The 26,741-nt window shown below is 72.9% G+C and carries 22 protein-coding genes and 1 pseudogene; 11 read left to right on the top strand and 12 right to left on the bottom strand.

Annotated elements, in window-relative coordinates:
• Window positions 1-194 precede the first annotated feature (194 nt).
• Together AB0J21_RS30480 and AB0J21_RS30475 are read right to left on the bottom strand one after the other, a co-directional pair.
• On the bottom strand, window positions 195-947 hold the full coding sequence (locus AB0J21_RS30480; protein ID WP_363149387.1) for an ABC transporter permease: 753 nt from the start codon (window positions 945-947) through the stop codon (window positions 195-197).
• Window positions 940-1,773, bottom strand: a complete 834-nt coding sequence (locus tag AB0J21_RS30475) for an ABC transporter ATP-binding protein (RefSeq protein ID WP_363149386.1) — start codon at window positions 1,771-1,773, stop codon at window positions 940-942. The genes AB0J21_RS30480 and AB0J21_RS30475 overlap by 8 nt, the downstream gene beginning before the upstream one ends.
• Before the next feature lie 164 nt (window positions 1,774-1,937).
• Here AB0J21_RS30475 and AB0J21_RS30470 point away from each other — a divergent pair, with 164 nt between their 5' ends.
• Window positions 1,938-2,339, top strand: coding sequence for a hypothetical protein (locus tag AB0J21_RS30470; protein WP_363149385.1), 402 nt, complete (start codon window positions 1,938-1,940; stop codon window positions 2,337-2,339).
• 306 nt (window positions 2,340-2,645) lie between these two features.
• Here the strand turns inward: AB0J21_RS30470 and AB0J21_RS30465 are convergent.
• The 3 genes and pseudogenes from AB0J21_RS30465 to AB0J21_RS30455 form a co-directional block, all read right to left on the bottom strand.
• Window positions 2,646-3,029 (bottom strand): annotated as a pseudogene (locus tag AB0J21_RS30465) (hypothetical protein).
• Window positions 3,030-3,128: 99 nt separating this feature from the next.
• Complete coding sequence (locus AB0J21_RS30460; protein WP_363149441.1) at window positions 3,129-3,434, bottom strand: hypothetical protein; 306 nt, start codon at window positions 3,432-3,434, stop codon at window positions 3,129-3,131.
• A gap of 322 nt (window positions 3,435-3,756) precedes the next feature.
• Window positions 3,757-4,968 carry a cytochrome P450 gene (locus AB0J21_RS30455; RefSeq protein WP_363149384.1) on the bottom strand — a complete coding sequence of 404 codons (1,212 nt, stop codon included), beginning with the start codon at window positions 4,966-4,968 and terminating at the stop codon, window positions 3,757-3,759.
• A 287-nt stretch (window positions 4,969-5,255) separates the two neighbouring features.
• On the opposite strand from AB0J21_RS30455, the gene AB0J21_RS30450 reads away from it, so the two are divergent.
• Entirely contained in the window at window positions 5,256-6,056 is an 801-nt protein-coding gene (locus AB0J21_RS30450; RefSeq protein WP_363149383.1) for a GNAT family N-acetyltransferase, read from the top strand.
• 102 nt (window positions 6,057-6,158) lie between these two features.
• On the opposite strand, the gene AB0J21_RS30445 is transcribed toward AB0J21_RS30450, so the two are convergent.
• A complete protein-coding gene (locus AB0J21_RS30445; RefSeq protein ID WP_363149382.1) occupies window positions 6,159-6,425 on the bottom strand; it encodes a DUF4235 domain-containing protein in 267 nt (88 codons plus the stop codon).
• Window positions 6,426-6,537: 112 nt separating this feature from the next.
• Window positions 6,538-7,608: a YihY/virulence factor BrkB family protein gene (locus tag AB0J21_RS30440; RefSeq protein ID WP_363149381.1), complete on the bottom strand. Its 1,071-nt coding sequence runs from the start codon at window positions 7,606-7,608 to the stop codon at window positions 6,538-6,540.
• A 575-nt stretch (window positions 7,609-8,183) separates the two neighbouring features.
• Between AB0J21_RS30440 and AB0J21_RS30435 the strand changes: the two genes are divergently transcribed.
• The 4 genes from AB0J21_RS30435 (at window position 8,184) to AB0J21_RS30420 (ending at window position 13,154) form a co-directional block, all read left to right on the top strand.
• Window positions 8,184-9,452 carry a polyprenyl synthetase family protein gene (locus tag AB0J21_RS30435; RefSeq protein WP_363149380.1) on the top strand — a complete coding sequence of 423 codons (1,269 nt, stop codon included), beginning with the start codon at window positions 8,184-8,186 and terminating at the stop codon, window positions 9,450-9,452.
• Between the two features lie 2 nt (window positions 9,453-9,454).
• Window positions 9,455-10,990: a phytoene desaturase family protein gene (gene crtI, locus AB0J21_RS30430; protein ID WP_363149440.1), complete on the top strand. Its 1,536-nt coding sequence runs from the start codon at window positions 9,455-9,457 to the stop codon at window positions 10,988-10,990.
• Between the two features lie 5 nt (window positions 10,991-10,995).
• Complete coding sequence (locus AB0J21_RS30425; RefSeq protein WP_363149379.1) at window positions 10,996-12,021, top strand: phytoene/squalene synthase family protein; 1,026 nt, start codon at window positions 10,996-10,998, stop codon at window positions 12,019-12,021.
• Window positions 12,022-12,146: 125 nt separating this feature from the next.
• Window positions 12,147-13,154 carry a DUF5914 domain-containing protein gene (locus AB0J21_RS30420; RefSeq protein WP_363149378.1) on the top strand — a complete coding sequence of 336 codons (1,008 nt, stop codon included), beginning with the start codon at window positions 12,147-12,149 and terminating at the stop codon, window positions 13,152-13,154.
• Window positions 13,155-13,164: 10 nt separating this feature from the next.
• Here the strand turns inward: AB0J21_RS30420 and AB0J21_RS30415 are convergent, their stop codons facing one another.
• From AB0J21_RS30415 to AB0J21_RS30405, 3 genes are all read right to left on the bottom strand, one after another.
• The gene (locus AB0J21_RS30415; RefSeq protein ID WP_363149377.1) at window positions 13,165-14,724 is read right to left on the bottom strand and encodes an FAD-dependent oxidoreductase; all 1,560 of its coding nucleotides are present in this window, start codon (window positions 14,722-14,724) and stop codon (window positions 13,165-13,167) included.
• An 8-nt stretch (window positions 14,725-14,732) separates the two neighbouring features.
• Window positions 14,733-15,929 carry a lycopene cyclase family protein gene (locus tag AB0J21_RS30410; RefSeq protein WP_363149439.1) on the bottom strand — a complete coding sequence of 399 codons (1,197 nt, stop codon included), beginning with the start codon at window positions 15,927-15,929 and terminating at the stop codon, window positions 14,733-14,735.
• Window positions 15,930-16,109: 180 nt separating this feature from the next.
• Window positions 16,110-16,538 carry a hypothetical protein gene (locus AB0J21_RS30405; RefSeq protein WP_363149376.1) on the bottom strand — a complete coding sequence of 143 codons (429 nt, stop codon included), beginning with the start codon at window positions 16,536-16,538 and terminating at the stop codon, window positions 16,110-16,112.
• Between the two features lie 184 nt (window positions 16,539-16,722).
• Between AB0J21_RS30405 and AB0J21_RS30400 the strand changes: the two genes are divergently transcribed.
• From AB0J21_RS30400 to AB0J21_RS30390, 3 genes are all read left to right on the top strand, one after another.
• Window positions 16,723-17,202: an SDR family oxidoreductase gene (locus AB0J21_RS30400; protein ID WP_363149375.1), complete on the top strand. Its 480-nt coding sequence runs from the start codon at window positions 16,723-16,725 to the stop codon at window positions 17,200-17,202.
• A 120-nt stretch (window positions 17,203-17,322) separates the two neighbouring features.
• Window positions 17,323-18,264 carry a class I SAM-dependent methyltransferase gene (locus AB0J21_RS30395; RefSeq protein ID WP_363149374.1) on the top strand — a complete coding sequence of 314 codons (942 nt, stop codon included), beginning with the start codon at window positions 17,323-17,325 and terminating at the stop codon, window positions 18,262-18,264.
• A gap of 32 nt (window positions 18,265-18,296) precedes the next feature.
• Window positions 18,297-19,760, top strand: coding sequence for an aldehyde dehydrogenase (locus AB0J21_RS30390; RefSeq protein ID WP_363149373.1), 1,464 nt, complete (start codon window positions 18,297-18,299; stop codon window positions 19,758-19,760).
• Between the two features lie 178 nt (window positions 19,761-19,938).
• Here the strand turns inward: AB0J21_RS30390 and AB0J21_RS30385 are convergent, their stop codons facing one another.
• The gene (locus tag AB0J21_RS30385; protein ID WP_363149438.1) at window positions 19,939-20,427 is read right to left on the bottom strand and encodes a helix-turn-helix domain-containing protein; all 489 of its coding nucleotides are present in this window, start codon (window positions 20,425-20,427) and stop codon (window positions 19,939-19,941) included.
• Window positions 20,428-20,739: 312 nt separating this feature from the next.
• On the opposite strand from AB0J21_RS30385, the gene AB0J21_RS30380 reads away from it, so the two are divergent.
• Together AB0J21_RS30380 and AB0J21_RS30375 are read left to right on the top strand one after the other, a co-directional pair.
• A complete protein-coding gene (locus AB0J21_RS30380; RefSeq protein WP_363149372.1) occupies window positions 20,740-22,965 on the top strand; it encodes a BTAD domain-containing putative transcriptional regulator in 2,226 nt (741 codons plus the stop codon).
• A 365-nt stretch (window positions 22,966-23,330) separates the two neighbouring features.
• Window positions 23,331-23,843 carry a cupin domain-containing protein gene (locus AB0J21_RS30375; RefSeq protein ID WP_363149371.1) on the top strand — a complete coding sequence of 171 codons (513 nt, stop codon included), beginning with the start codon at window positions 23,331-23,333 and terminating at the stop codon, window positions 23,841-23,843.
• Window positions 23,844-23,994: 151 nt separating this feature from the next.
• Here AB0J21_RS30375 and AB0J21_RS30370 read toward each other — a convergent pair whose 3' ends face one another.
• Window positions 23,995-26,244, bottom strand: coding sequence for a tetratricopeptide repeat protein (locus tag AB0J21_RS30370; RefSeq protein WP_363149370.1), 2,250 nt, complete (start codon window positions 26,242-26,244; stop codon window positions 23,995-23,997).
• Between the last annotated feature and the right edge of the window lie 497 nt (window positions 26,245-26,741).

The raw sequence follows: 26,741 nt of genomic DNA, 5'->3' as shown, positions 1-26,741 counted from the left end.
GGCGCAGCGGGAGCTGACATGCCCGTGCGGACGGCCGTGGACTGACGACGACCGGACTGCCCGTGCCGCGGTACGTCCGGCGCCTGCCGTCCGGCTCTGGTGGACAGGGTAGGTGTTCTCGCCCATGGCGGTTTCCGTGAGGGATAGGGCGGCCCCCTTGGGGACCGCGGGGAACTGGGGCGGACCGGCCGCCGTCACAGCAGGTGGCTGCGGCCCCAGCCGCGGGCCAGGCGGTACGTCGCGAGCGCGCCGGCGGCGGCCGCGATACCCAGGCACACCAGAGCGGGGCGCACCATGCCGCCGGGGTCGCCGTCGATCGCGGTGCGCAGCAGGCTCATCGCCCAGTAGCCGGGCGAGGCGGGCGCGATGTGCTGGGCCCAGCCGGGCATCAGACTCACAGGGGCGAGTGCCCCGCCGAGCGAACTGACCGCCATCGCGCCGATGTCCGAGACCAGTCCCAGGTCGCCCCGGCTGCGGACGACGGTGGCAAGGGCGGCGCCGACCGTCAGCAGCGTCAGTCCCCAGATGACGACGGCCAGCACGATCCACCCCATGCTGCCGGGGATCGACAGGCCGATGGTGGCGACGCCGAAGAGCAGCAGCAGAACCTGCTGGAGGACCAGCAGCACCAGGACGGGGAGAGTCTTGCCGAGCAGCAGTTCCGCCCGCCCCGCTCGGCTGGCGCGCAGTTGGTCCCAGGTGTGCCATTCGCGCTCGACCAGGATCGAGTTGCCGACGATGGACAGCGCGAAGACCGAGAACATCACCAGGGGCCCGGTGACGGCCTGGACCTCGCCGCCCTTGAGCGCGGTCACGTAGACCGGTTTGAGCACCGTCATCAGCACCATCGGCAGCACGATGTAGCTGATCAGCTGGCCGGGGTCGCGCAGTCTGAGCACGGTGTTGTGCCATACGAGCAGGCGGACACGGTAGAGGGACTCAGTCACGGTGGGCCACCAGGGATCGGTAGAGGTCGTCGAGGCTGGCGTTGCGGACCTCGACCGACTCGACGGGACGGTCGTCTCCCTTGAGCAGGTCGACCAGGACGGCGCCGGGCTCCGTGGTGGACACCGTGATCTCCTCCTCGTCGGCGAAGACCACCCGCACCTCACCGGGCAGCCCGTGAAGCAGTTCCTCGCTGCTGCCGCGAGCGATGACCCGCCCGTGGTCGGCGACGGCCACCGTGGCCTGGATCTCGGTGAGTTCGGTGAGGTAGTGCGTGATGTAGACGACCGCGGCGCCCTCGGCGGCCCGCTGTTTGACCACGTCGAGGAGCGCCTGCCTGGTCTGCGGGTCGGCACCGGCGGTGGGTTCGTCGAGCACCAGCAGCGAGGGGCGGTGGATCAGGGCGAGGGCGGCCTGCGCCCTGCGCTGTTGCCCGCCGGAGAGGAAGCCGATCCTGCGGTCGAGGAACTCCTCCAGTTGGAGCGCGGCGGTCACCTCGTCGATGGCGGTGCGCAGTGCGGAGCGGCGCAGGCCCGCCAGTCCGCCGAAGAGCCTGAGGTGCTCGCGCACCGAACTCGGCGGGTAGAGCGCGATGTGCTGCGGCGAGACCCCGACCCGTGCACGGGCCTCGGCCGGCCGCCTGCCGTCGATCGTGACGGTGCCGCCGTCCGCTTCCAGCAATCCGGAGACGATTTCGGTGAAGGTGCTCTTGCCCGCGCCGTTGTGGCCGACGAGGCCGGCTATCTCGCCCGCGGCCACTTCCAGGTCGAATCCGTCGAGTGCGCGCACCTCCCCGTACCGTTTCACCAGACCGGTGACCTTCAGCACCTCGGTTCCTCTCCTGGGGATGTCCCCGTACGCCCGCGTGGCGGGTTCTGCTGCCGGTGGGCCGGCCCAATGCTGTGGAGCGCCGCCCGGGGACGTAACCGGGCGACGGGTACCACCGTGCTGTCGGGATCGGGTTGCGGTCGCAAGCCGCCCGTCGTGCGCTGGTGGGGGACGTTGAGGCGTGCCACCGCCGGCTCGCGCCCGTCCTGCGGCGGGCGGCCGCGTCTCCGGCCCGCCCCCTGCCCCGGTGTGTTCTCGTCCAGGCGGCCGACCTGCTCCATCAGGCGGTCGACGGCGGCCGACCACCGCGGTTCGCCGAGTCCGTCGAACACGGGGTGGGCCAGGGCCAGTTCCACTGTGGCGCGGCCCAGATCGTGCCGGCGCACGTGGAACCGGCCGAGCGAGTAGAGCACGGCGGCCTCACCCAGGGCGTCCTGGGCCTGCCGCGCCACTCCTGCGCCCGGGCCGTCGTGGGCGGCGCTCCGCTCCACACCGATCTGATCAGCCGTTCGAGCGTGACCACCCGGCCGGCGTTGAGCAGCAGTGTGGCAAGCACGAGCCGCTGACGCTGGGCGGTGACGGGTACCGCGCCCCCGCACACTTCCAGCGACCCGAGTAGCGAAAGGAAATATCCTCTTCCACACCTGCGACATCACCATCTGTTGACTGATTCGAATCGTCCACAGACAACCCCCCTCGTGGCCGACGCCCCCCATGAGCGCACTCGTCCGCAGAACAGTCGGCCAGAATGCGCTCTCAATGCTCTCCGCATCCTTGCGGCGCCGACCAGGGAAGTCAAGGCTGTCAATCATGGCCGCAGCGTGTATAGCGGGCCGCTGACATCCCTGGTCGCTTTTCACGTCATTTGGCCCTCATGCGATGAACTCTGCGGGCGCCGGGTGGCCGAGGAAGGCGGTGGGACTCGCCGTCAAACCGTAGACGCCCGCCTGAAAGACCCCGACCGGATCACCCTCCGCGAGCCGCGGCAATGCGACGCCGGAGCCCAGCACATCGAGCGGCGTGCACAGGCAGCCCACCACACTGATCGTCTCCACGGCCGGCTCGTCCGGGCAACCTGCCGCTTCGAGCGGCTAGTTGCGCCGCATTACCCGCCCGAGACCTCCCGAGGCGGCCAGTTGGTGGCGCATCCCGCCATCGACCACCAGAAAGGTCTTCCCGCGCGGCTCCTTGCGGTCCACGACCCGGGTCACGTAGGCCCCCGCCCCGCCGACCAGGTAGCGCCCGAGCTCGATCACCACCCGGGCCCGAGGCAGCCGGGGCAGTACCGTCGCCTCCAGCAGATCCGCGAGGCCGTCCCCGACGGCCGCGAGATCGAGCGGGCGGTCGCGCGCGGACTACGGAATTCCGCAACCGCCCCCCATAGTGAAATACCTGACCGGCGCGGGAGAGGACTCGGCGAGCCTGATCACGAGTTCCGCAGCATGACGCTGCGCCGCGCACATACTTTCCGCATTCAAATTCTGCGAACCAGCGAAAACATGGAAGCCGTGGAATTCGAGATCCTGGTCCGCGATGTCGGCAAGCACTCCGGGAATCAGGTAGGAGTCGATACCGAACTGCTGCGGCCCGCCGCCCCTACGCATACCGGCGCCCCGCAGAGTGAATTCCGGGTTGCCGCGGAGCCCGACGCGAGGACGTATGCCGAGCCGCTCCGGCCTGCCGCACCCGCGTCAGCTCGCCGCGGGACTCCCACTCGATCAGCGCTCCCGCGGCGATTGCCCGGGGGTGAGTTCCGCGGCCGACCAGGTCGGGCAGCGAGGAGCGCACCGGAGCCACCGAGCCACCCGCTCGGTGATCAGTCGGCGGTCGTAGGCGAAGAAGGGCGTGCCGCCGGCGGGCCGTCACCGCATGCCGCAGACGCGGGCGCCGGCCCTGGGGCGCGGTCTGCACGCGCACCTGACCCGGCGACTGACCGCTTTGTGCTGACGCCGAACTGGTCGGTCGGTGCGGGGGCCGGGGCGTTCACGCCCGTACCGGGACGGAGAGGGGGCCGTACGTGAGGAAGGACGGCGAGTAGGGGACGTCCTCAGGAGAGCAGGCGAGGGTCAGGCCGGGGAAGCGCCGGAAGAGTCGTGACAGTGCGGTCCTGCCCTCCAGGCGGGCCAGTGGAGCGCCCAGGCAGAAGTGCGGGCCGTGCCCGAAGGCCAGGTGTCCGCGCTGCTCGCGGGCGATGTCGAAGCGGTCGACGTCCGGCCCGTGGTGTTCGGGGTCGGTGGCCGCGCCGCCCAGGCAGAGCAGTACCGGGTCCCCGGCCGGGATCGTCACCCCGGCCACCCGCACGTCCCGCAGGGCGTAGCGGAACACCGACGCGGCCACCGGCGGGTTGAGCCGGAGTGTCTCGTCGACCACGGCGTCCCAGCGGTCCCCGGCGAGCGCTGACGCGAGCTGGTCCGGGTGTCGCAGGAGGTGGACGAGCGCGTGTCCCAGCATGTGCACAGAGGTTTCGTGGCCGGCGATCAGGAGCAGGAAGAGCGAGTCGACCAACTCCTGCTCGGTCAGCCCCTGTTCCTCGTCGCGGGCGTGCACCAGGGCGGTGGTGAGGTCGTCGCCGGGGTGGTGCCGTTTCTCCTGCACCAGGTCGCGCAGGCTCGTGACCAGGTCGCGGTGGGCCTCGTGTGCCTGCCCGGGGGTGCTCGTGTGGGAGTAGAGCACGCGGGTCGCCTCGCGGATGCCGGGCCGCCGGGCCTCGGGAATGCCGAAGAGTTCGCTGATCACGGCGATCGGCAGGGGTTCCGCGAACAGGGCTGTCAGGTCCGTCGGCTCCGCGCCGCCCAGGTCGTCGGCGAGCCGGTCCAGGAGGTCGTCGGTGATCGCCTCCAGCCGGGGACGCAGCCCCTCCACGCGCGCGGGGGTGAACGCCTTGGCCAGCAGTCGGCGCAGGCGCCGGTGTTCGGCTCCGTCCCGCATGAGCATGTGGTCGCCCACGACGATGGGCATGAGCACCCAGTCCTTGGGCACGCGCCCCTCGTTGAGCGCCTTCCAGTGGGTGACGTGCTTGCCGAAGGCCCGGTCGTCGCCGTCCAGCACCTCGCGCACGGCGGCGTGTGTGGTCGCCGCCCACGCCCGGACTCCGGCGGGCAGTTCCAGGGGGACGACCGGTCCCGAGGCGCGGAACCTGGCGAACGTGGCGGGCAGCGCCTCGTCCGCGACGGGAAGCTGAGCGAGGTAGGGCACGGTTCTCCTCCGGGGTGCTCGTCACTGGGAACACGGTGACACATGGCGGTGAGCCCACGAGCCGGTTGGGAGGTTTTCCCCCTTTCCCGCGGCCCGGGAGTCCTCGCCCGGTTCACATGTGTCGACGGTGGCAAGTGTGCGGATTCGCTCCTCTCCGCACTGCTCCCCCAGGTAGCATCGCGACCGGTCCGTGACAGCGCGGACCCCGGGTTTGCTGAAGCCCGGGGCGGTGCCGTTCGCCGTACCGCCGAACGGCCCGCTGTGCGGCGGAGAGTCGAGGAGCCCCGGTGACGGATATTGCGGAGTCGATCGAGTCGGTGGAGCAGCTCGCCGCGGTCTGGCGTGCCATGGTGCTGGACCGGGACGCGGGTGGGGACGTGCGGGATCTGCCCGGCATCGCCGTGCGCTGGGCCGACTGCCGGTTCGCCTTCTGGAACTGCGTGACGCTGACGGATGTCGGTGCCGACGCGAGCCTCCTGGAGCAGCGGCTGGGTGCGGCGGCGGAGATCATGCGCGCGAAGGAACGTCCGGGTTTTCTGTGGTTGTTCGAGGACCTCCTGGACGAGGGGGCCCGCTCCGCGCTCCCGGCGGCGGCCGAGCGGGCGGGGCTCGAACTCGCCTTTCCCGGGGTCGGTATGGCGGGAGACCTGCTCCCGTTGCCCGAACCGGTCCATCCGGAGCTCACGTTCGCGCGGGTGCGCACCGAGGAGCAGCTGCGCGCGTACGCGGACCTCAACTCGCTCGCCTACGGGTTCCCGCTGGAGGAGGGGCGCGACGGGCTGGCCGGCTCCGCACTCTGGAAGGACGGCGTGCACGCCTACCTGGGGCTGCGGGACGGTGTGCCGGTGGCGTGTGCCGGGGCGGTGGAGGCGCGCGGCCGTCTCTTCGTCATCCTCGTCGCCACCGATCCCGCGTGGCAGCGACGGGGTTACGGCGAGGCGGTGACGCGCAGGGCGCTCTACGAGGGCGCCCGCGCGACCGGGCTGAAGCGGGCCACGTTGCACGCGACCGTCGCCGGGGCGCCGGTGTATCCGCGTATCGGATTCCGGCCGAACTCACCGATGCTCTTCTACGGCTTGCGGGGCTGAGGGGCCGCGGGGGTACTCCGGCGTCCGGCGGGTGCGCGGCACACCACGGTCCCACCCGCCTCCGGGCGGGTGGGACGAGTACACGGGGGAGGGCCGCCCGGCTCAGCCCGGCCAGGTTCCGGTCAGGCGCTTGAAGGTCGTGGCTCCGGCGCGGTCGGCCGCGGCCTTGACGGCGGCGAAGACCGCGCCCTGGATCGTGGCGGCGAGCACGATCTCCCGCCAGGTGCGTTCCTCGTCCGTGGCGTCCGGCGGCTTCTCCTCCTGTCCGACCCTCTTCCAGATCTGCTTGACGACGATGCCGGCGAGCATGCCGCCGGCCGCTCCGAGGGCGATGCCGAAAGGCTTGTAGGCGATCTTGGAGACGTTCATCAGGTCGTCCTCTCACAGGGCGGGGTGGCGGTCCACGGACGGTGGACCGGGGCGATGACGGCGGGGCGGCTGGGCGAGGGGTGCCTTCGCCGCCGGTTCGGGAGCGCTCGGTTCAGTCGTCGCGAGGGTCGTCGGGACCGGTGTCCCCCATGGAGCGCTTCTCCTCGTCGGACCACTTCCGGGTGTCGCGTGGCTCGGCGTACGGCTCCTCTCGGTGGGGGTGGCCGCCGGCGATCGCCCGTTCCCGTTCCGTCTCGGCGTCGAACTCCAGCCCCAGCAGCACGGCGAGGTTGGTGATCCACAACCAGACGAGAAAGATGATGACGCCGGCCAGCGTGCCGTAGGTCTTGTTGTACGAACTGAAGTTGGCGACGTAGACCGCGAACCCGGCGGAGGCGACGAGCCAGATGAGCAGCGCGAGCAGGCTGCCGAGCGTCACGAACCGGAAGCCGCGCCCCCTGGCGTTCGGCGCCGCCCAGTACAGAAGCGCCAGCATGGCGGCCACGAGCACCACCAGGACGGGCCATTTGACGATCGACCACACGGTCACGGCCGTACTGCCGATCCCCAGGCTGGTCCCGATCTGCCGGGCGAGGCCGCCGGTGAACACGACGATCAGGCCGCTGACGCACGCCAGGATCAGCAGCGCGAGGGTCAGGCCGACGCGTACCGGGAGCACCTTCCACGCCGGTCGGCCCTCGGGCAGGTCGTAGACGACGTTGGAGGTGCGGATGAAGGCGGCGACATAGCCCGAAGCGGACCACAGGGCGCCCAGCACGCCGACCACGGCGAGTACGGAGCCGAGCCCCGCGCTGCCCTGCAACTGGGTGACGGCGTTGGTGAGCACGTCGCGGGCCGAGCCGGGCGCGAGCTTCTTGATGTTGTCGAGAACGGACTGGGTGGCCGACTTCCCGGCGATGCCCAGCAGCGAGATGAGCACGAGCAGGGCGGGGAACAGCGCCAGGATGCTGTAGTACGTCAGCGCGGCGGCCCGGTCCGTCAGCTCGTCCCGCTTGAACTCCTTGAGGGTGCGTTTGAGCACCGCGACCCAGGAGCCGCGGCTCAGCTGTGTCGGGGAGTCGGGGCCCGCATCCTTCTCACCGGGGTCGGACGCCGAGGACCCGTGCCGCTGCTTCCGCCCGTCCGGGGAGGCACCGGACTTGCCATGCTGATGATCCGACATGGAGCCCAGACAATCGCGAACCCCTCCCTCCCGCCACGGGAGCCGGTGGTGGGAGGGCCCACCTCGTGGGCCGGCGTCCGGCTCCGGACGGGCCGGAAGCGGTGGTGGGCCCGGAGACCTCGGCGGGGCGGGCTGCCGAGGTGCGGGGGCGCGGAGGGGCGGGCCGCGCCCCTCACGTGTTGCTCCGTTCGGGGCGTCCGCTCGGCGTGCCGGGTCGTCGAGGGCCCGTAGGTGCCCGTGAAGTCGGCTGGTCGAGGGCCCGGGGGTGGTGCCCGTGAAGTCGGCTGGTCGAGGGCCCGGGGGTGGTGCCCGTGAAGTCGGCTGCGGATCGCCCCTCCTTGCCTCGGCGCGACAGGGCCCGGGGCCGGCTCGCGCTGGTTCGGCGGCACTCCCCCATCTGCGCGCGATCCTTCCCTCGTTGGAGTGCCCGTGCGACGGGAGGGGGCCGGGGACGGGCAGGTCCCTGGAGGCAGGCGCCTGAGGCGTCCGCGCAATCCGGCGGGACCGAACGAGAGGACGGCGCGTGACCCCCTGGACCAGGAACCGTCCGTGAGCCGTGCGGAGAGGAACAGCCCGTGAGCCCGCGCAACGACGAGTGCGCTCCCCCCGCGCACCGGCCGACGCCCCCGACGCGCGTGGCCACCGCGGTGGCCGGTGCGCACACGGCGGTGGACGCGGACGTGCCGGGGGCCGTCAACGCCGTGCTCGCGGACCTGCTCGCCGAGCACCTGCGGGCCGGTGGGGCGCTGCACCCGGTCTTCGGGCGGGAGGTCGCCGCCCGCGTCGCCCATTTCACCGTTTCCGGTGGGCGTCGCATCCGGTCCTCGTTCCTGTGGTGGGCCCTGCGGGTCGAGGGGGCGCCCGGTGAACGCCGGACGGGTCTCGCTCTGCGCACGGCCGCCGCGCTGGAGCTGCTCCAGACCGGGGCCCTCGTGCACGACGACGTGATGGACGGTTCGCCGATGCGCCGCGGCAGGCCCGCCGTCCACACCTCCTTCACGGCGCAGTACGGGGCGGGCCGTACCGCGCGGGCGGCCGAACCCTTCGGCCGGGCCGCCGCCGTCCTGGCCGGTGATCTCGCGCTCGTATGGGCCGAGGACACCGTTCACGCCACCGAGTACCCCGCCGCCGAGGGGGCCCGGGTGCGGTCGCTGTGGCGCGCGCTGCGCACCGAGATGGTGGCGGGGCAGTATCTCGATCTGCAGGGCCAGATCACCGCTTCCCGCTCCGCGCTGCACGCGGTGCGCACGGCGCGGCTCAAGAGCGCGCTGTACTCCGTGGCGCGGCCCATGGAGCTGGGCGCCGCTCTGGCGGGGGCGGACGCGGGGACGACGCGGCGGTTGGCCGCGGCCGGGCGGACCGCGGGCCTGGCCTTCCAGCTCCGCGACGACCTGCTGGGGGTCTTCGGTACCCCGGAGCGCACCGGGAAGCCGGTGGGCGAGGACGTCCGCTCGGGCAAACCGACGCTGCTGGTGGCCCTCGCCCACGCGCGCGCCCTCGCGAGCGGTGACGGCGCGGCCCTCGACGTACTGGAGCGCTGCCTCGGTGATCCCGGGCTCTCCTGCGAGGGGCTCGACCGGGTGCGGTCGGTGCTGGAGGAGACGGGGGCGCGCCGGTTGGTGGAGGAGCGTGTCGCCGTCCTCGTGGCGCGCGCCGTGCGGCAGCTGGACGGCCTCGACGCGGATACGACGGCTCGTGCCCGGCTGTGCGAACTCGTGCACCGGGCGGGTGGAGCGGCGCCCGCTCCCGACCCGGTGCCCGCCGTGTCCCCGCCGCAGGACGTCCGTTTCCAGGCCGTCGCAGTCGATGCCGTAGCAGTCGATGAGAGAGGCCGTCCCTCGTGAGCATCCGGACCGTGCCCGGCCCCAGCGACCACGTCGTCGTGGTGGGGGCGGGTCTCGCGGGCCTGTCGGCCGCCCTGCACCTGCTCGGGGCGGGACGGCGGGTGACCGTCGTGGAACGCGATCCGCTGCCCGGCGGCCGGGCGGGGCGGCTGGAGCGCGGCGGCTTCCTGATGGACACGGGGCCGACCGTGCTGACCATGCCCGATCTCGTGGAGGAGGGCTTCGCGGCGGTCGGCGCGCGCATGGCCGACCACCTCGATCTCGTCGAACTGCATCCCGCCTACCGCGCCCGTTTCGCGGACGGTTCGGCGCTGGACGTGCACACTCGGCCCGAGCCGATGGAGGAGGAGGTCCGTCGCTTCTCCGGCCCCCGGGAGGCGGCGGGCTACCGGCGGCTGCGGGCCTGGCTGGAGGAGCTGTACGCGGTGCAGATGCGGCGGTTCATCGACGCCAACTTCGACTCGCCCCTGCAACTGATGCACCCGGACCTGGCCCGGCTCGCCGCGCTGGGCGGTTTCGGCCGGCTCGACGCGCGCATCGGGCGTTTCCTGTCGGACGAGCGGCTGCGGCGGGTCTTCACCTTCCAGTCGCTGTACGCGGGGGTGGCACCGGCGCGGGCGCTGGCCGCGTACGCCGTGATCGCCTACATGGACACCGTGGCGGGCGTCTGGTTCCCGCGCGGCGGCATGCACGCCCTGCCCCGGGCCATGGCGGCTGCCGCCGCGCTCGCGGGCGCCGAGTTCCACCACGGGCACACGGTCGAAGCGCTGGAGCGGCGGGGTGACCGGATCGTCGCGGTGCGCACCGACCGGGCGCGTTTTCCGTGCGACGCGGTCGTCCTGACGCCCGATCTGCCGGTCAGCTACGGGCTTCTGGGGGCGGCGCCGCGCCGGCCGGTGCGGCTGCGGCACGCACCGTCCGCCGTGGTCCTGCACGCGGGCACCGACCGGACCTGGGAGGGCCTGGGCCATCACACGATCTCCTTCGGGCACGCGTGGCACGACACCTTCGACGAACTCACCCGGACCGGACGCCTGATGAGTGACCCTTCACTGCTGGTGACACGTCCCACGGCGACCGACCCGGACCTGGCCCCCGCGGGCAAGCACCTGCACTACATCCTCGCCCCCTGCCCCAACACGGAGACGGGGCCGGGGGTGCGGGAGTGGCGCGAGCTGGGCCCGCGTTACCGCGACAGTCTGCTGCGCGTACTGGAGCGGCGCGGTCTCGACGGTCTCGGTGCGTCCGTCGAGGAGGAGTGCCTGGTCACTCCGGCGCAGTGGACCGCTCAGGGGCACGCGGCGGGCAGTCCGTTCTCGGCGGCGCACACGTTCGCGCAGACGGGGCCGTTCCGTCCGCGCAACCTGGTGCGCGGCACCGTCAACGCGGTACTCGCCGGCTGCGGTACGACGCCCGGGGTGGGCGTGCCGACGGTGCTGATCTCCGGGAAGCTCGCCGCGGCCCGGATCACCGGCCCGGCCGTGCCCCGCGTCACGACAACCCGGCGCCGTGCTCTCGGCGCCCCGGCGAGAGGCTGACCGAGGTGACCGACCGAGAACTGGACGCTGCGGGGATCACCGATCCCGCACTGCGCGACGCCTACCGGATGTGCCGGGCGCTGAACGCCCGGCACGGCCGGACCTACTTCCTCGCGACGCGACTGCTGCCCGCCGCCCGCCGGCCCGCCGTGCACACGCTGTACGGCTTCGCCCGCTGGGCCGACGACATCGTGGACGACCTGGACAGCGGAGCGACGCCCGCCGAACGGCAGTGCGCGCTCGACAAGCTGGACGGGCGGCTGGAGGCGGGGCTGCGTTCGGGCCACAGCGGCGAGCCGGTGGTGCGGGCCCTCGCCGACACCGCCGCGCGGTACGCGATCGACCACCAGTACTTCCGTGACTTCATGGCGTCGATGCGCGCGGACCTGACGGTCACGGACTACGCGACGCTGGACGAGCTGCGCGGCTACACGCACGGTTCGGCGGCCGTCATCGGCCTGCAGATGCTGCCGGTGCTCGGCACCGTGGTGCCGCGCACCGAGGCGGCCCCGCACGCGGCGGCCCTCGGGGTCGCCTTCCAGCTCACCAACTTCCTGCGGGACGTGGGCGAGGACCTGGACCGGGGGCGGGTCTACCTGCCGGCGGACCTGCTCGCCGCGCACGGCGTGGACCGGGAGCTGCTGCGGTGGAGCCGGGACACCGGCGGGCAGGACCCGCGGATCGTGCGCGCGCTGCGGGCGGCCGCCGAACTGACGCGCGCCGAGTACCGGCGGGCGGCTCCCGGCCTCGCGATGCTCGATCCGGTCGCCCGCCCCTGCATCCGTACCGCGTACGTCCTGTACGGGGGCATCCTGGACGCCGTCGCGGACGACGGCTACACGGTCGTGCACCGTCGTTCCGTCGTGCCGCGCAGGCGCCGGGCCGTCGTCGCCGCCGACGGGCTGGTGCGCGTCGCGGGGGCCCGCTGGCGCGAGGCCCGCTCCCCGCGACGGCCGGTCACCGCCGCCGGGCCCCCGGTCCTGCGCGTGGTCCGCGCGGACGGCTCGGAGCGAGCGGAGGTGCCGGTGTGAGGGGATGGGAAACCCGCGGAGGTACGGAAGCGGACGGGCGGAAGGCGCCGGAAGGCAGGGGTGCGAGCGGGCGTGGCGCACGTGTCCCGCTGCGGTTGCGGCGCGATCCGGTGGCCTGGGAACGGATGCGGCCCACGTGGCGGGAGGCCAGGCCCGGTCTGATCGCGGGGGCGCTCGCCCGGGCGCAAGCCAGGCCGTCCGGCAACTGGTACGTCCTCGGTGCCTCGCGCGAGGTGGCCGGGGGGCGGCAACAGCCGCTGGGGCGGACGATCGCGGGGGTGGAGGTCGTCGCCTGGCGCGATGCGAGGGGGCGGCTCGTGGCGGGCCCGGGGGCGTGTCCGCACCTCGGTGCCCCGCTCGCGCTGAGCCCGGTGCGCTGCGGCACGCTCGTGTGCCGCTGGCACGGACTGGCCCTGGACGGGGCCCCGTTCGCGGGCTGGCAACCGTACCCGGCGTACGACGACGGGGTACTGGCGTGGGTTCGGCTGGACGCCGTGGGGGGCGAGGTGCCGCTGGAGCGGCCGGTCGTGCCGGTACGCCCGGACCCCGCCTCCGCGGTGGACGCCGTGTACACGACGGTCGGCACCTGCGAGCCGGAGGACGTCGTGGCCAACCGGCTCGACCCGTGGCACGGCGCGTGGTTCCACCCGTACTCGTTCGTTGACCTGCGCGTGGTGCGGGCCCCGGAGGCGGGGGGCGGCGGCGTGGAGGACGGGTTCGTGGTGGCGGTCTCCTTCAAGGTGGCCGGCCGGGTCGTCGTCCCGGTGGAGGCCGTGTTCACCGCGCCGGAACCGCGCACGGTGGTCATGCACATCACGAAGGGCGACGGGGTGGGCTCGGTCGTGGAGACGCATGCGACGCCGCTCGCGCCGGATGCCTCGGGGCGTCCGCGTACCGCGGTGACCGAGGCGGTCGTCGCGGCCTCCGGGCGGCCCGGCTTCGCGCTGGCCCGCGCGGCGGCGCCGGTGTTGCGGCCGTTGATGCGGGCGGCGGCGGGCCGGTTGTGGCGCGACGACCTGGCGTACGCGGAGCGTCGTTGGGAGTTGCGTGCCGCCGCCCCGCTCCCGCCGCGCGCGGCGCGGCGTCTCCCGGTTCCGGAGGACTCCAGGGCGGCGGAGGCCGGTACGCCCTGACGGGGTGCCGCTATGCCTCGCCGAGGCGGGCCAGGGCGCGGAGGGGGCCCCAGCGCCCCCGGTTCGGGACGGTCCACAGGGTCTGGCCCCGGACCCCCCAGCGCTCCAGCAGCGCGTTGGAGGCGAGGAAGCCGGTGGTGGCGGCGCGTTCCATGAGCGCGACCGGCAGGTCGGTGCGGACGAGGTCGCCGGCCATGACGACGGCCGGGTCGGGGGTGCGGACGGTGGGACGTGCGGCGTGGCCGCCGACGGGGAAGTGCGGGCAGTCGGCGCGCCACTCGTGCCGCTGGTCGACGATCAGGGCGTCGCGGGTCTCGGGGTAGACCTGCCACAGCCGTTCGATGAGCTGGTTCTGTTCCGCCTTCGGATCGCGGGTGCCGTCGAGCGCGTAGGCGTGCAGTTCGACGACGGAGCCGCCGCCGGCCGCCGCCCAGCGCGCGGCCTCGCCCTCCCAGCGGTCCAGGACGCTCACGTTGTCGAGCGAGCCGTAGCCGCTGGTGCCGAGGAAGCCGGGGCGGTCGGGGGCGACGGGCCGGTCCAGCCAGAGCCGGCTCACGAGGAAGGGCGGGGCCGAGGGCAGCGCGCCGATCCGTTCGCGCCAGGGCCGGTCACCGAGCCGGGGCGAGTCGGCGACGAGCCTGCGCAGCCCAGGCGTGTCGAGGGCCAGTACCACCGCGTCGCTGAGGTACGACTCGCCCTCCGCCAGAACGTGGAGGCCGCCGCCGGTGGCCGGTTCGACGCCCTCGACGGCGGTCGCGGTGCGCAGGCTCACCCCGAGGGAGCGGAGGTAGCCGGCGAGCGGTTCCCACAGCGCTCGCGGGTACGGCTCGTCGGGGACGTCGAACAGCAGGCCCTCGGAGGAACCCAGGAAGTAGATGTGGAACATGAGGACGAGTTCGGCGGCGGACAGTTCGCGCGGGTCGGCGAAGAAGCTGCGGGAGAACACTTCGAAGGCGAGGTGCTGGGCGGCCTCGGGGAAGCGGATGCGGTGCAGGAAGTCGGCGGCGCTCACCTGGTCGAGCCGTGCGTAGACCTCGGGGACACGCACGTCGAGCAGCGGCAGGGCGGCGCGGGCGTCCATCGCCGCGAGGTCGCGCAGACCGAAGCTCGGGCTGAGGGCCACGAAGCCGAGGGCGCTGAGCGGAGGGGTGCGCGGGACGTGCCGGAAGCTGTCCTGGAGGCCGCGGGCGTGCCGCAGCGGGTAGTCGGGCAGTCCGCGCAGGGCGCGCAGTCCGGGGTCGGCGCGCCGCAGCAGCCCCCGGAGGTTGTAGTACTGGCGGAAGAAGGCGTGGAAGCCCCGGCTCATGGTGGCTTCCGTTCCGTCCGGGAGCCGGACCGGCCAGCCCGCGAGCCGCCCACCGAGCACGGGTTCACGCTCCAGGAGGGTGACGCGAACCCCGCGTTCGGCGAGTCCGGTGGCGGCGGCGAGTCCGGCGATGCCGCCGCCGACGACGGTGACGTGCGGGGCCTCGTCGGTGAAACGGTCCCGGCCGGGTGGCGCGGGCAGGGTCTCGGCCCGCCGGTCCCGGCCGCGTCGCGGGGTGCCGGATGCGCCGCTGTGCCTGGTCATGGTGCTCCTCATCGGGGAAGAGGGGTGCGCACGGGGCGCACGAAGGGCAGTTCGAGCGCGGTGCGCAGCATGGGCGCCCGTGGCACGCGCAGGCCGATGCCGAGGTCCTCCCACACCGTCGTCCGGCCGTCGAGGAAGCGCAGGACCCGTTCGGCGGGCACCCCGGCGAACAGGTCGCAGAAGAAGCCCGCGCCGGTGACACGTCCCCGGTCCAGGGCGCGCAGCAGGACGGCGTCCATGGCGCGGGCGCGGGGCGCGTGCGGGGCGGGCGGAGCGGGTACGGCGCCCCGGTGGTAGCGGTCGGCGACGGCCCTGGTCTGGCGCTGGACGGCGGCGAAGGTGTAGCCGGTGGAGGGCCGGGTCGCGCCCCCCGCGGCGCCGACGCGGAAGACGGACGGGCCCGCCGCGCGGGCGAAGCGGGCGGCGGTCATCGGCAGAACGCCCTGCTCGGCGGCGGTGACCTCGAACGCGCCCAGCCGCAGGACGTCCCGGGTGTAGTGCCGCAGCGCCGCCTCGTAGGCGGCGGTCTCCAGGGGGGCACGGGAGAACTCGGTGTACTCGACGAGGGCTTCGCGGTCGTTGAGCGGGAGGACGTAGCCGAAGGACAGACCGTGCGGGGGCTGCGGGGTGCGGAAGTCCATCAGGTCGGCGGCCGTGGCGTCGAAGGCGGGTTCTTCGGTGCGGACGAACCAGCCGCGGAAGTGCTGAAAGAGGGTGGCGCGTGAGGCGGGCAGGGCGGGCAGCGGCCGCGAGTCGAACACCCAGCGGGCGTGCAGCGACCAGGGCCCGCCCGAGGCGTCGAGACCGTGCACCCGCGCGCCGTGCGGGCCGCCCCGGATGTCCTCGACGGTGGCGCTCCGGCGGCGGAAGCCGGGCTGTCCCTCCAGGCCGCGGGTGACGTGCTCCTCGAAGGTGCCGGAGCGCAGCATCTTGTAGCGGAGTCCGGCCGGGGAGCGGGTGAGGGTGCGGCCGTCGCGTGCTCTGATCCGCAGCCGGTCCCACGCGGCGGCCAGGACGCCGTCGAACTCGCCACCGGGCGGCTCCCAGAAACACCAGGTGCGCTGGGGCGGGCGCAGGGGGCCCGGAGGCGCGTCGACCAGGACGACCTCGGCCGGGCGGCGGGGCCCGGGGCGGGGGCGGCACAGCCGGTGGGCGAGCGAGAGCCCGGCCGCTCCCGCTCCGACGATGACGACATCCGCGTCCAGCACGACGCCCCTCTCCTGACCGGCCCCTGACCGGAACCCAGCATTCCGTACCCGGCCGTGACCTAGGGCCGTACGCGAGGTGTGTCGCCGGTCGGGAAGTGACGGGCAGGGGTGACGAGTCGGGCCGAGGAGGCGTCGCGGCGGGGACGTGTCCGTTCTTCCTCTGCCGCCGCCGAAAGGTCACGCGGCCTTGAGCGGGCCGCTGAAGGACTTCCGGAGGGACGAGGGGCCGACGAGCGGGAGCAGAGAGGCGAGCAACCTGCGCTTGAAGGTGGCGGGCTCCCTCGTCAGTTCGACGTCGACGCGGGTGCCGCGCCCCTCGGGGGCCACGCGGAACTCCCAGCCACCGCCGGGGCCGAAGACCTTGGAGTCCAGGGTCTCGACGCTGACCCGGCCCTCCGTCTCGTCCCACCGGTAGCGGGCGCGTTCCCAGGCGGAACCGGTCCCTTCGGTCACCTCGGCCCAGCTGGCACCGAGTTCGTGGACCGTGAAGTGTGCCGCGTCGATCGTGGACCAGTCCTCGGCGCGCGCGGGGCTGAAGTCGGTCAGCACCGCCATGACCCCGGCCGGACTGAGGGTGGATTCGAGGTGGAAGCGGACGACGGCCATGTGAGTTCCTTCGATTAATTCGTAACCACTCTGACTGGTGACGACCCTTCCAGGCCGGCAGTCACCCGTCAAGACAGTGACGCACGGTGGAGCGCGGCGCAGGGCTTCACGAGCAGCGGAGCTGGTTGCCCGGTCCGCACGAACGGGCGGTGGCGCCCGGTCGATCCCCCAGGGGCAGACACACGTGCATGAGGCCAGCCACGAGCTGACGGTCGCGGAGGTGGACGAGCTGTGGGCGCTGAACACGCGCGCCCCGCTGCTGCTCGGCGGCAGGGCCGCCGCTCACATGGCCTCTCTCGGTGGCGGCAGCATCGTCAACGTCTCGTCCGACATCGGCAGCGTGCGCGGCCTGCCGGGGCAGAGCCTCTACGCGGCGACCAAGGGCGGGCTCGACGGCGTCACCCGCTCCCTCGCGGCCGAGTGGGGACCGGATGGGATCCGGGTCAACGCTGTGCGCCCCGCGGTCACCAACACGGACATGTCCGCCGCTGTCTGGGCCGACCCGGAGCTGCACAGGGCGCTGAGTTCGCAGTATCCGCTCGGGCGCCTGGGCGAGCCCGAGGAGGTCGCGCAGGCGGTGCTCTTCTTCGCGTCTCCGGCGAGTTCCTACGTCACCGGGCAGATACTGAGCGTCGACGGCGGCTGGTTCGCGGCCCAGCGGTGAACACCCCGTACCCCGGCGTGAGACGCCGGGCGGGCCCGGGTCGCCAGCTGTCCGCGGAGAGGCGAACTTCTCGTGCCTCGCTGACGTTTCAGGGGAAGAACCACCCACAGAGGAGTGAGCATGGCCGACAACGCCCGCGCGGACGCCCACCCGGTCGCAGGGGTGGGCGTGACCGCCCTTCTCGTCGCCGCCGCCCGGGCCATCGAGACGTCCCGCCCCGACGCGCTGGCCCGGGACACGTATGCGGAGCACTTCGTCCGCGCCGCTCCCGCGTGCGCCGACTGGCCGTTGACCGCGGACCGGGTGCCGGGTGGCGACAGCGACCCGCTGTGGGGACGGCTGGGCCGCTTCTTCGGGCTGCGCACCCGGGTCTTCGACGACTTCCTGCTGCGGGGAGCCACCGAGGGCGGGCGGCAGGTGGTCCTGCTCGGCGCCGGACTGGACACGCGCGCCCACCGGTTGCCGTGGCCGCAGGGCAGCACGGTCTTCGAGATCGACCAGTGGGACGTGCTCGCCTTCAAGCACTCCGTCCTGGACGCGCTGGGCGCCGTACCGCGTGCGGAACGCGTCGCCGTCGCCGCGGACCTGCGGCAGGACTGGACGGCGGCGCTGCTCGCGGCCGGCTTCGATCCGGCGCGGCCGACCGCCTGGCTCGCCGAGGGGCTGGTGCCCTATCTGCCGCCCGCCGCGGAACGGGAACTCCTCGCGACCGTCCACGCGCACAGCGCGCCGGGAAGCGCCCTGGCGTACGAGGTCAAGCAGGGGGTGGATCCGGTCGCGGCCCGCGACTACCCGATCTACGCGGCGGCCCGTGAGCGGATCGGCGTCGATCTGCTCGCCCTGTTCAGCACGGAGCAGCGGCCGGACTCGGTCGCGGAGCTGACCGCGCTGGGCTGGTCCACCGCCGTTCGCGGCCCGTTCGACTTCACACGGCTGCACGGCCGCGGCCCGCAGCCGGCCGAGAGGGACGCGGTGGCGGCCAACCGCTGGATCTTCGGCTCCCTGCCGACCGGCCCGGACGCCGGCCCGGACCCCGTACTCGACCGGCTCGGACAGCCGTAGGCCCGCCGGTCACGACCCTTCAGGAGGTTGCCTTGTCCGATTTCCCCGTGGCCCTCGCGGACGAGTTCCGTGAGTGCTTCTACGTCGGGGGCCGCTGGGTGCGCGCCGGTTCCGGCCGCCGCGTCACCCTGGTCTCCCCCTCGACCGAGCAGGACGTGCTGTCCCTGCCGCTCGCCGACAGCGCCGACGTGGAGCGGGCCGTGGCGGCGGCGAGGACCGCCTTCGACACCGGTCCCTGGCCGCGTATGCCCGCGTCCGAGCGCGCCGCTCACCTCAAGCGCCTCGCCGAGGAGGTGCGTGCCCGGCTGCCGTTGCTCGCGAAGCTGTGGACCGCGCAGGTCGGGGCCCCCGTCACTTTCGCCGAGGGGCTCATCCACGCCGGGGAGAGCCGTTTCGACTACTACGCCGGACTCGTCGACGGGTACGCGTTCACCGAACGGCGGCCCACCCGGCGCGGACACGCGCGGGTCGTACGTGAGCCGGTGGGGGTGGCGGCGCTCGTCGCGCCGTGGAACGCCACGTTCAACATCTTCGCCCACAAGGTCGCGGCGGCGCTGGGCGCGGGCTGCGCCGTGGTGCTCAAATCGCCGGTGGAGAGTCCTCTCGACGCGCTGGTGATCGCCGAGTGCGCCGACGCCGCGGGCCTGCCGCCCGGGGTCGTCAACGTCATCACCGCCGATGCCCAGGAGTCCGCACAACTCGTCGCCTCCGCGGGGGTGGACAAGATCAGTTTCACCGGCAGCGTGCCGACCGGCCGGCGGATCGCCGAGGCAGCCGCGCGGCGGATGGCCAGGACCACGCTCGAACTGGGCGGCAAATCAGCCGCGATCCTCCTCGAAGACGCCGACCTCTCCGTGGCGGTTTCGGCCCTGACGCCGTTCGTCATGCCGTTCGCCGGTCAGATCTGCTTCTCGCAGACGCGGGTGCTCGCCCCGCGCCACCGCCTGGCCGAGGTCGAGGAGTCCCTCGTCGCCGCCGTGCGGTCGTTGACGGTGGGCGACCCCTGGGACCGGGCGACCGAGGTGGGCCCGGTGCTCAACGAGCGCCAGTACCGCCGGGTCCTGGACTACGTGCAGACGGGGCGCCGGGAAGGGGCGAGGCTCCTCACCGGAGGCGGCAGGAGTGCGGGCTTCGAACGGGGTCACTACATCGACCCGACCGTCTTCACCGAGGTCACCCCGGACATGACCGTCGCACGCGAGGAGATCTTCGGACCGGTGGTCACGGTGCAGGCGTACCGCGATATCGACGAGGCCGTACGTCTCGCCGACAGCACCGACTTCGGCCTGAGCGGGAGCGTGTTCGGGGCTGACGCCGAGCGGGCCTTCGACGTGGCCGCCCGGGTACGCACCGGGCATCTCGCGGTGAACGGCTTCGAGATCTCGCCGAACGTCCCGTTCGGTGGCCGCAAGCTGTCCGGCCACGGTCGTGAGGGCGGTCCCGAGGGGCTGGAGAGCTTCCTGGAGACCAAGGCCGTCTTCATGCCGGGAGCCTGAGGGGCTCGCGCCCCGGGAGGCGCGCCGCACCAGGGCGCGGTCCAGGGGTGGCCGTCACATCCTGGCGCGGTGCCGTCGTCTCCGGACAGGGCCCGGGCGCTGCCTGCGCTCGCGCACGGTCCGGCTCCCCCGGCCCGGCACCGGCCACCGGCACGACCCGCGGCCTCCGGCCTTCGTCCTACGGCCTGCCGATGCCTCGCAGCAGGGTCTCCACCACCATGTCGGCGCCCTGCGCCGCGCTGAGCCGGGGCCATTCCCGTGCGGCCAGGTTCATCAGTTGCGGCAGCACGACGTTCGCCCACCCCGCGGGCAGGTCCTCGCGGATCACCCCCTCCTCGGTGGCTCGTTCGAGGAAGACGTCGACCTCGTGCCGTGAGCGGTCGCGTCGTTCGCGAACCGCTTCGTCGGCGAGCATCCGCTGGAGTTCCACGGGCCACTTGCGGTTCACCTCGATGATTCCCTCCACGTACCGGTGCAGGGCGACGGCGACGGGGGCTTCGCGCAGCCTGGCGTTCGCGACGGCCTGCTCGATGGCTTCGAGACGGGCCTCGTAAATCGCCGCCAGAAGCTCCTCGCGGGAGGCGAAGCGCCGGTAGACGGTGCGCCTGTCCACTCCGGCCTCGGCCGCGATGACAGCGATGCTGGCGGCCGGATCGGCGGCGAGCATGCGTGCTCCGGTGGTCATGACGTTTTCGAGGTTGCGTGCTGCGTCGGCTCTCACGCCACCCAGCATACGAAAGCGTGGAGCCTACGCCCTGATCCGCCTCACAGTCGACGCTTTAGTGCACTTAATTGCTACACTCGCGCGTCATTTGCAAAGGGACGCACCCCCGAGGGACCCACTCGTCGGCGGCGCGCGGGGTTTGACGCTTGACGCACACACATGAGACGCTCAAGTCACCGGTTGAACCGGTGACGAATGCTGAACAGCTCGGCCGCCGCCGGGTGGTGCGGAAGGATGACGAGAGGTCAGCGTGTGATGGACGCGCCAGTGCGTTTCTCGATCCTCGGTACGGTGCGCGTCCTGCGCGGCGACACCGAACTGGACCTCGGCCCGCCCAAACGGCTCGCTCTGCTCTCCCTGCTTCTGCTCCGCGCGCCCGGCACCCTCACGCTGAACGAGGCGGTCGACGCCCTGTGGGAGGCCGGTCCGCCGGCCAGTGCCGTCAACGTGGTGCACCGGCACATCGGCGCCCTGCGCAGGACGCTCGAACCGGAACTGCGGGGCAGGACCGGCGCCAGACGTCTGGTGCGGTCCGCCGGCGGCTACCGGCTTCTGGCCGACACGTCCAGCTCGGACCTGCTGCGCTTCCGGGATCTGCGGGCACGAGCGCAGCGGGCGGTCGAGGCGGGTGATCCGGCCCGGGCGGCACGGGACTTCGTCGAGGCTCTGCGACTGTGGCGCGGTCCGGTCGTCGCCGCCGGAACCCAGGTGGCACGGCACTCGATGTTCACGGCGGTCGGGCACGAGTACGTCGCGACGGCCAAGCAGGCCACCGACGTCGTCCTGGGCGCGGCCCCACTGTGGTCGGAGGAGGCGCTCACGGCCCTGCGCGCCGCGGTCGGGAGCCACCCCTTCGACGAGGCACTCCACTCGCGGATCATCACCGTGCTCGCCGCGACCGGCAGACGGGCGGAGGCGCTGCGGCAGTTCGAGACCGTCTGTCGCACGCTCGCCGACGAACTCGGCGTCGGGCCCGGTCCCGGACTGCGCGCCGCCCGGCAGCGCTTGTCACGTCGCGACGAGGCCCGCCCCGCGAACAGCACGGGGCGGACGAGCCGGGCCGACCCCACGGAGCGGATGGACCACACGGGGCGGACGGACCGCGTGGACCGGCCGACCGATCCCGCGGCATCGCACCCGGGGCCACGGCCGCCCAGACCCGTTCCGTCCCGGCTGCCGGCTGATCCGGCCGTGTTCGCCGGACGCCGTGAAGCGGTCGAGTGGTGTACGGACCTGCTGCCGCAGGACAGGGACAGCGGTACGTGGGCGGCGACCACGGCGGTCGTCTGCGGGATGGCGGGCATCGGCAAGACGACTCTGGCCGTGCACTGGGCCCACCGGGCCGCCGACCGCTTTCCCGACGGACGGCTCTATGTGGACCTGCGAGGATGCCACGCCTCGCTGCCGCCGCTCGACCCGGGCGAGGTGATGCACGAGGTCCTGGACGCTCTCGGCGCAGGAGAGGCGGATGAGGCAGGAGGACGGGGGACGCACGCGCGGGCGCCCGGGCTCGCCTCCCGCTACCGCGGGGCACTGGCCGGACGCAGGGTACTGCTCGTCCTGGACAACGCCCGCGACTGCGAGCAGGTGCGCCCGCTGCTGCCGGGCACCCCGGGCTGTCTCACCGTCGTCACGAGCCGCCGACGGCTCGACGGGCTGGCAGTCACGGACAACGCCCGGATCTTCACGCTGCCCCCCATGTCGCGCGAGGAGGGCCTGGAACTGCTCGAACGCAGGCTGGGCGCGCGACGGATCGGGGCCGAGCCGCCGGCCGCCGAGGAGGTCGTCGACCTGTGCGGGCGCCTGCCGTTGGCGCTGGCCGTCGCCGCGACGTGGGCCCTGACGCACCCGGACTTCCCTCTCGCCTCACTCGTGACACGGCTGCGCGACAGCCGGGACAGCCTCGCTCCCTTCTCGGGTCACGATGCCCGTACCGATGTCCGCCGTGTCTTCTCCTGCTCCTACCGGCTGTTGAGCCCGGGCGCGGCGGCCCTGTTCCGGCTGCTGAGTGTCCACCCTCCGCACGACATCGGCGCCCTGGCGGCCGCGAGCCTGGCCGGTACCGGGCCGGGCCCGGCCCGCGAGCACATCGCCGAACTGGTCGAGCACCACTTCCTCGTCGAGCACTCCCCCGGCCGGTTCACCGCACACGAGCTGCTGCGCACCTACGCGAGGGAACTGTCCGAGGCCCTGGACGGACAGCGGGCAAGGGCCGACGCGCGTCGCCGCATGTTCGAGCACTACCTGTACACCGCCGATGCCGCCACCGCGCTCATCGCGCCGCGGCACGGCGGCACGACTCTGCCGCCGCACCAGGCCGATGTGCGCCCGCTGCGGTTCAGCGGACCGACGGAGGCGGCCGAGTGGATCGTCGCCGAGCGGCACATCCTGCCCGCACTCGCCGAGGACATGCCGCGCTCTCCCCGGTCCGAGCCGTTCCGGCAACGGCTGACGTCCGCGCTGCGGATGAGCCCCGACTGACAAGTCGGTGGGACGAGTTCCGTACGACGAGTCCGGCGGCGCGTCCATGGCAGCTCCTCGTTCCGGGCGCGGCCCACTACCGGCCCCTCTGAGGAAACGAGATCGACGGGAAGCAGGTTCACCCGACATGCGCTCCAAGTGCCGGTGATCGTGCTCCCCTCGACCGGAAGGCGACACACGTGTCAAGAGGTGCGCGACCCACATGTTTCCCGTTGTAGAGTCCCTCTGCACATCGTGGGCCAGGACACACGGGCACCGGCCCTTCCGTGGTTCTCGCAGGCGTTGGCCCGTCAAGCGCTCATGTACGGCGGTCGCTGCGTCCTCGCCTCGCCACTTCCCCGACTCTCGCACCCGGAGTGATCAGTATGAGCAACTTCCCCTCACCGCCGCCCTCTTCCGAGGACCGCCGATTCGTCCTCGGGCAGCACCTCGGCGTCACGGTGCTCACGTCCGCCGCGGAGACCGACGGTCGCCACGACGTCTCCGACGCGACCCTGCCCGCGGGAGCGGGTACCCCGCTGCACCTGCACACCGGCTACGAGGAGCGGATCTGGGTCGTGTCCGGTTCGCTGACCGTGTGGGCGGGGCCGGACACCTTCACTCTGCGTTCGGGAGACTTCTACACGATAGCGACCAACACGCCGCACACCCTCAAGGCAGGTGACGACGGGGCACGCACCCTCAACATCACCTCTCCCGCCAGGTTCGCCGAGTTGATCGCCCGTACCGGTACGCCGGCCCACCTCGCGACGGCCGACACCGAGTGGGACATGGGCCTGTTCTCGGCCGTCGCGCAGGAACTGGGCGACATCATCCTCGGCCCGCCCGGGGCCACCCCGGCGGACCTGCCGGCCGACCTGGAGCTTCCGGCCCGGTAGTACGCACGGCACCGCCTCGACCGGCGGGAGAACGCGCGGCAGATGTGCCACCGGTTGAAGCGGGGATACGCGCTGCGAGCAGTCCTCCACCCCGCCCCGCGCCCTCCGGGGCGCGGGGCGCCGGTGACCCGGCGCGCCATCCCCTCGCCCCTTAGGCCAAGGCCTCGGCCTTGGCCCGCATCTCCGCGGCGCTGGTGGCGTGGAGGGCGCCCAGCAGGTCGCCGGCGCGGGTCCAGTTCGCCTTCGCCTGTGCGGTGTCTCCTCGTTCCAGCTGTGCCGATGCCAGGTGGTCCAGTACTTCGGCCTGGCTGTAGTCGTCGAGGACCTCGCCGTAGAGCCGCGACGACGTCTCGTAGTGGCCGATCGCGGCGTCCAGATCTCCCAGTCGCTGTGTGGCGTAGCCGATGCTGTCCCAGGTCGCGGCTTCACTGCGGCGGTTCCCGGCCTCCCGCAGCAAGGGGAGGGCCGATTCGCACATGGTGATCGCCTCCCGGTACTCACCCAGCAGAGCGAGGTACCAGCCCACGGCGTTGCGTTCGCGGGCCTCCCTGCTGTGGTCCCCGAGCGCCCGGAACCCCGCCAAAGCGTTCCGGGCGTGCTGGAGCGCCTCGGTGTACCGTCCCTGACGACCGCGCACCCAGCCGATGCTGCGTTCGGCGGCGGGCCGCGCCGTCGGGCCGAGCCGGTCGAGCTGCGCGATCACGAGCTCCAGCTGTACGTCGGCCTCCTCGGCCCGGCCCATCTCGGCCAGCGCCCGCGCCAGGCCCATGCAGTTCCTCACGATGGCGCGCGGGTCGTCCAGCGTGAGGGACGCGTCGGCGGCGAACCGCAGGAGCTCGATCTCAGCGGTCCAGCGGCCCTGGACCGCGTAATAGCTGCTCCAGTCGTCCGCCAGGGTCGCGCGATGGCGCAGCAGCCGCGGGTCGTCCATGGCGCGCAGCGCGGCGGCGGCGGTCGGCTCCTCCCTGCGGAACCAGTCGAGTGCGTCTTCGCGGCTGTCCACCACGACGCGTACGACACCGGGGGCGGGAGTCTCGCTCGGCTGCGGGCCGGGCCGCGTGTCGAGAACCTGGCCGGCCGGGTAGGCGTTGTGACGCAGGTAGTCGAGCAGCCGCTTCTGGGCGAGGAGACGGTCGTCCTGTTCCTGGGCGAGGAGTTCGGTCGTGTAGGCACGGACCAGGTCGTGCAGGACGTAGCCGCCGTCGGCGTCGCGGGTGAGGAGGCTGGCCGAGATCAGTGCGCGCAGATGGCGCTGGGCCTGGGCCGTCCCGACGCCGGCGAGCGAGGCGGCGGCCTCCGGGGACATCGACGGCCCGGGGTGGAGGGCCAGGTGCCGGAAGAAGCGTGCGGTCTCGGCGGTGAGCGCCTGGTAGGACCAGGAGAAGACGGCCCGGACGTCCGCCCGCTGTTCGTCGACGGACAGGGCGTCCAGCCGGGGCAGGGCGTCCAGCCGGGGCAGGTCCTCCCGCAGTTCCCGGACGGCGTGGTGCAACGGCGTCCCGGGTGCCGCCTTCAACTGCGCGCCGACGACGGCGACGGCCAGGGGCAAATACCCGCACAGCCTGACCAGTTCGCCGGCGGCCTCGGGCTCCGCCAGGTACCGCTCCTCACCGATCTTGGCGATCAGCGCGGCCAGGGCCTCGGCCGGTGTCCACACGTCCAGGCTGATCAGGGAGGCGCCCTCGGCCACGGCCAGGCCGGCCAGTTGGTTGCGCGAGGTGATGATGGCGAGACATCCGGGGGCTGCGGGCAGGAGTGGTCTGACCTGCTCCGCGTCCAGCGCGTTGTCCAGGAGTACGAGCAGCTGACTGGAGGAGGTCCGTTCCCGGAACAGGGCAGCACGCTCCCGCGTCCCGCGCGGGACGGCGCCGCTGGGCGTCCCGAGCGTCCGCAGAAACCCGCCGAGGACCTGCCCGGGGTCCAGGGGCTGGTTCTCGGCTTCGAAACCGCGCAGGTTCACATACAGCTGACCGTCCGGGAACCTGTCCGCCACCTGGTGGGCCCAGTGCACGGCCAGCGTCGTCTTGCCCACCCCGGCCATCCCCCCGATCGCCGAGATGACGACATGCCCGCCGGACGCCGCGACCTGCGACGTGAGTCGGTGAACAGCCGCCAGCGCCTCCTCGCGACCGCGAAACACCGCGAGGTCGGGCGGCAACTGCCGGGGGACCTCATGCGTACGCGGCGTCGACGCCTGCACCAGGAGCTGCCGCTCCTGCGCACCGCACTCCAGAGCGTCCATCAGCTCCTTCAGCGTGGCCCGGCGGGGCAGGCTCCGCCCCCGCTCCATGTCGCTGATGGCCCGGACGCTCACCCCCGAAGCCTCGGCGAGGCTCTCGAGAGTCAACAGCGACCGTCGCCGCGCCTCACGCAACAACCGCCCGAACGCACTCTTGTCCATCCCCCACCCACCCCACACCGCCCCGGGCGCCGTCATCGAGGCCGGGGACACTGCTTCGGAATACCAGAAACGCTAGCAGTTCTGGAATGAACATTCGCGCCCTGTCCCGGATACCGGCCGGGACAGGGTGTGCGGCGCTGGGGCAGGCGTCGGCGAGCGCTTCGGGGGCGACGGCGGGGCTGTCTGGCGAAGCCTCAGCCCCGCCGTCGCGAGGGGAGGGAGGCCGCCGCGTCGAGCACCACCAGGTCAGCCGCCTGCCTGAGGTGAGCAAGGACACGGAACTCGTGGACGGATGCGGCGTCCACCGGGGCCATGCTCCTGCGCCCTCGCACGCCGACGGGCCGCACGGTGGTGGCGTGCGGCCCTCGTTGCCGGCGTCCTCAACGCCGTCGATCAGCACATCTAGTGTCCTGCGCCTGAAATCCTGGCAATATATTTCGATAACGAGTTCAGGATTTCATCGGCGCTCTTGGTCCATGTGAACGGCTTGGGGTCCT

The organism is Streptomyces sp. NPDC049954 (assembly GCF_040656295.1).
Taxonomy (GTDB): Bacteria; Actinomycetota; Actinomycetes; order Streptomycetales; family Streptomycetaceae; genus Streptomyces.
Note: the sequence above shows the minus strand (reverse complement) of the source record. Positions and strands in the feature narration are given on the sequence as shown.

Bases quoted from the DNA above. Each gene is read 5' to 3' on its own strand.
- AB0J21_RS30445 (WP_363149382.1), bottom strand. From the start codon at position 6,425: ATGAACGTCTCCAAGATCGCCTACAAGCCTTTCGGCATCGCCCTCGGA.
- AB0J21_RS30440 (WP_363149381.1), bottom strand. From the start codon at position 7,608: ATGTCGGATCATCAGCATGGCAAGTCCGGTGCCTCCCCGGACGGGCGG.
- AB0J21_RS30420 (WP_363149378.1), top strand. From the start codon at position 12,147: ATGCGGCCCACGTGGCGGGAGGCCAGGCCCGGTCTGATCGCGGGGGCG.
- AB0J21_RS30415 (WP_363149377.1), bottom strand. From the start codon at position 14,724: ATGACCAGGCACAGCGGCGCATCCGGCACCCCGCGACGCGGCCGGGAC.
- AB0J21_RS30405 (WP_363149376.1), bottom strand. From the start codon at position 16,538: ATGGCCGTCGTCCGCTTCCACCTCGAATCCACCCTCAGTCCGGCCGGG.
- AB0J21_RS30395 (WP_363149374.1), top strand. From the start codon at position 17,323: ATGGCCGACAACGCCCGCGCGGACGCCCACCCGGTCGCAGGGGTGGGC.
- AB0J21_RS30385 (WP_363149438.1), bottom strand. From the start codon at position 20,427: ATGCTCGCCGCCGATCCGGCCGCCAGCATCGCTGTCATCGCGGCCGAG.
- AB0J21_RS30380 (WP_363149372.1), top strand. From the start codon at position 20,740: ATGGACGCGCCAGTGCGTTTCTCGATCCTCGGTACGGTGCGCGTCCTG.
- AB0J21_RS30375 (WP_363149371.1), top strand. From the start codon at position 23,331: ATGAGCAACTTCCCCTCACCGCCGCCCTCTTCCGAGGACCGCCGATTC.
- AB0J21_RS30370 (WP_363149370.1), bottom strand. From the start codon at position 26,244: ATGGACAAGAGTGCGTTCGGGCGGTTGTTGCGTGAGGCGCGGCGACGG.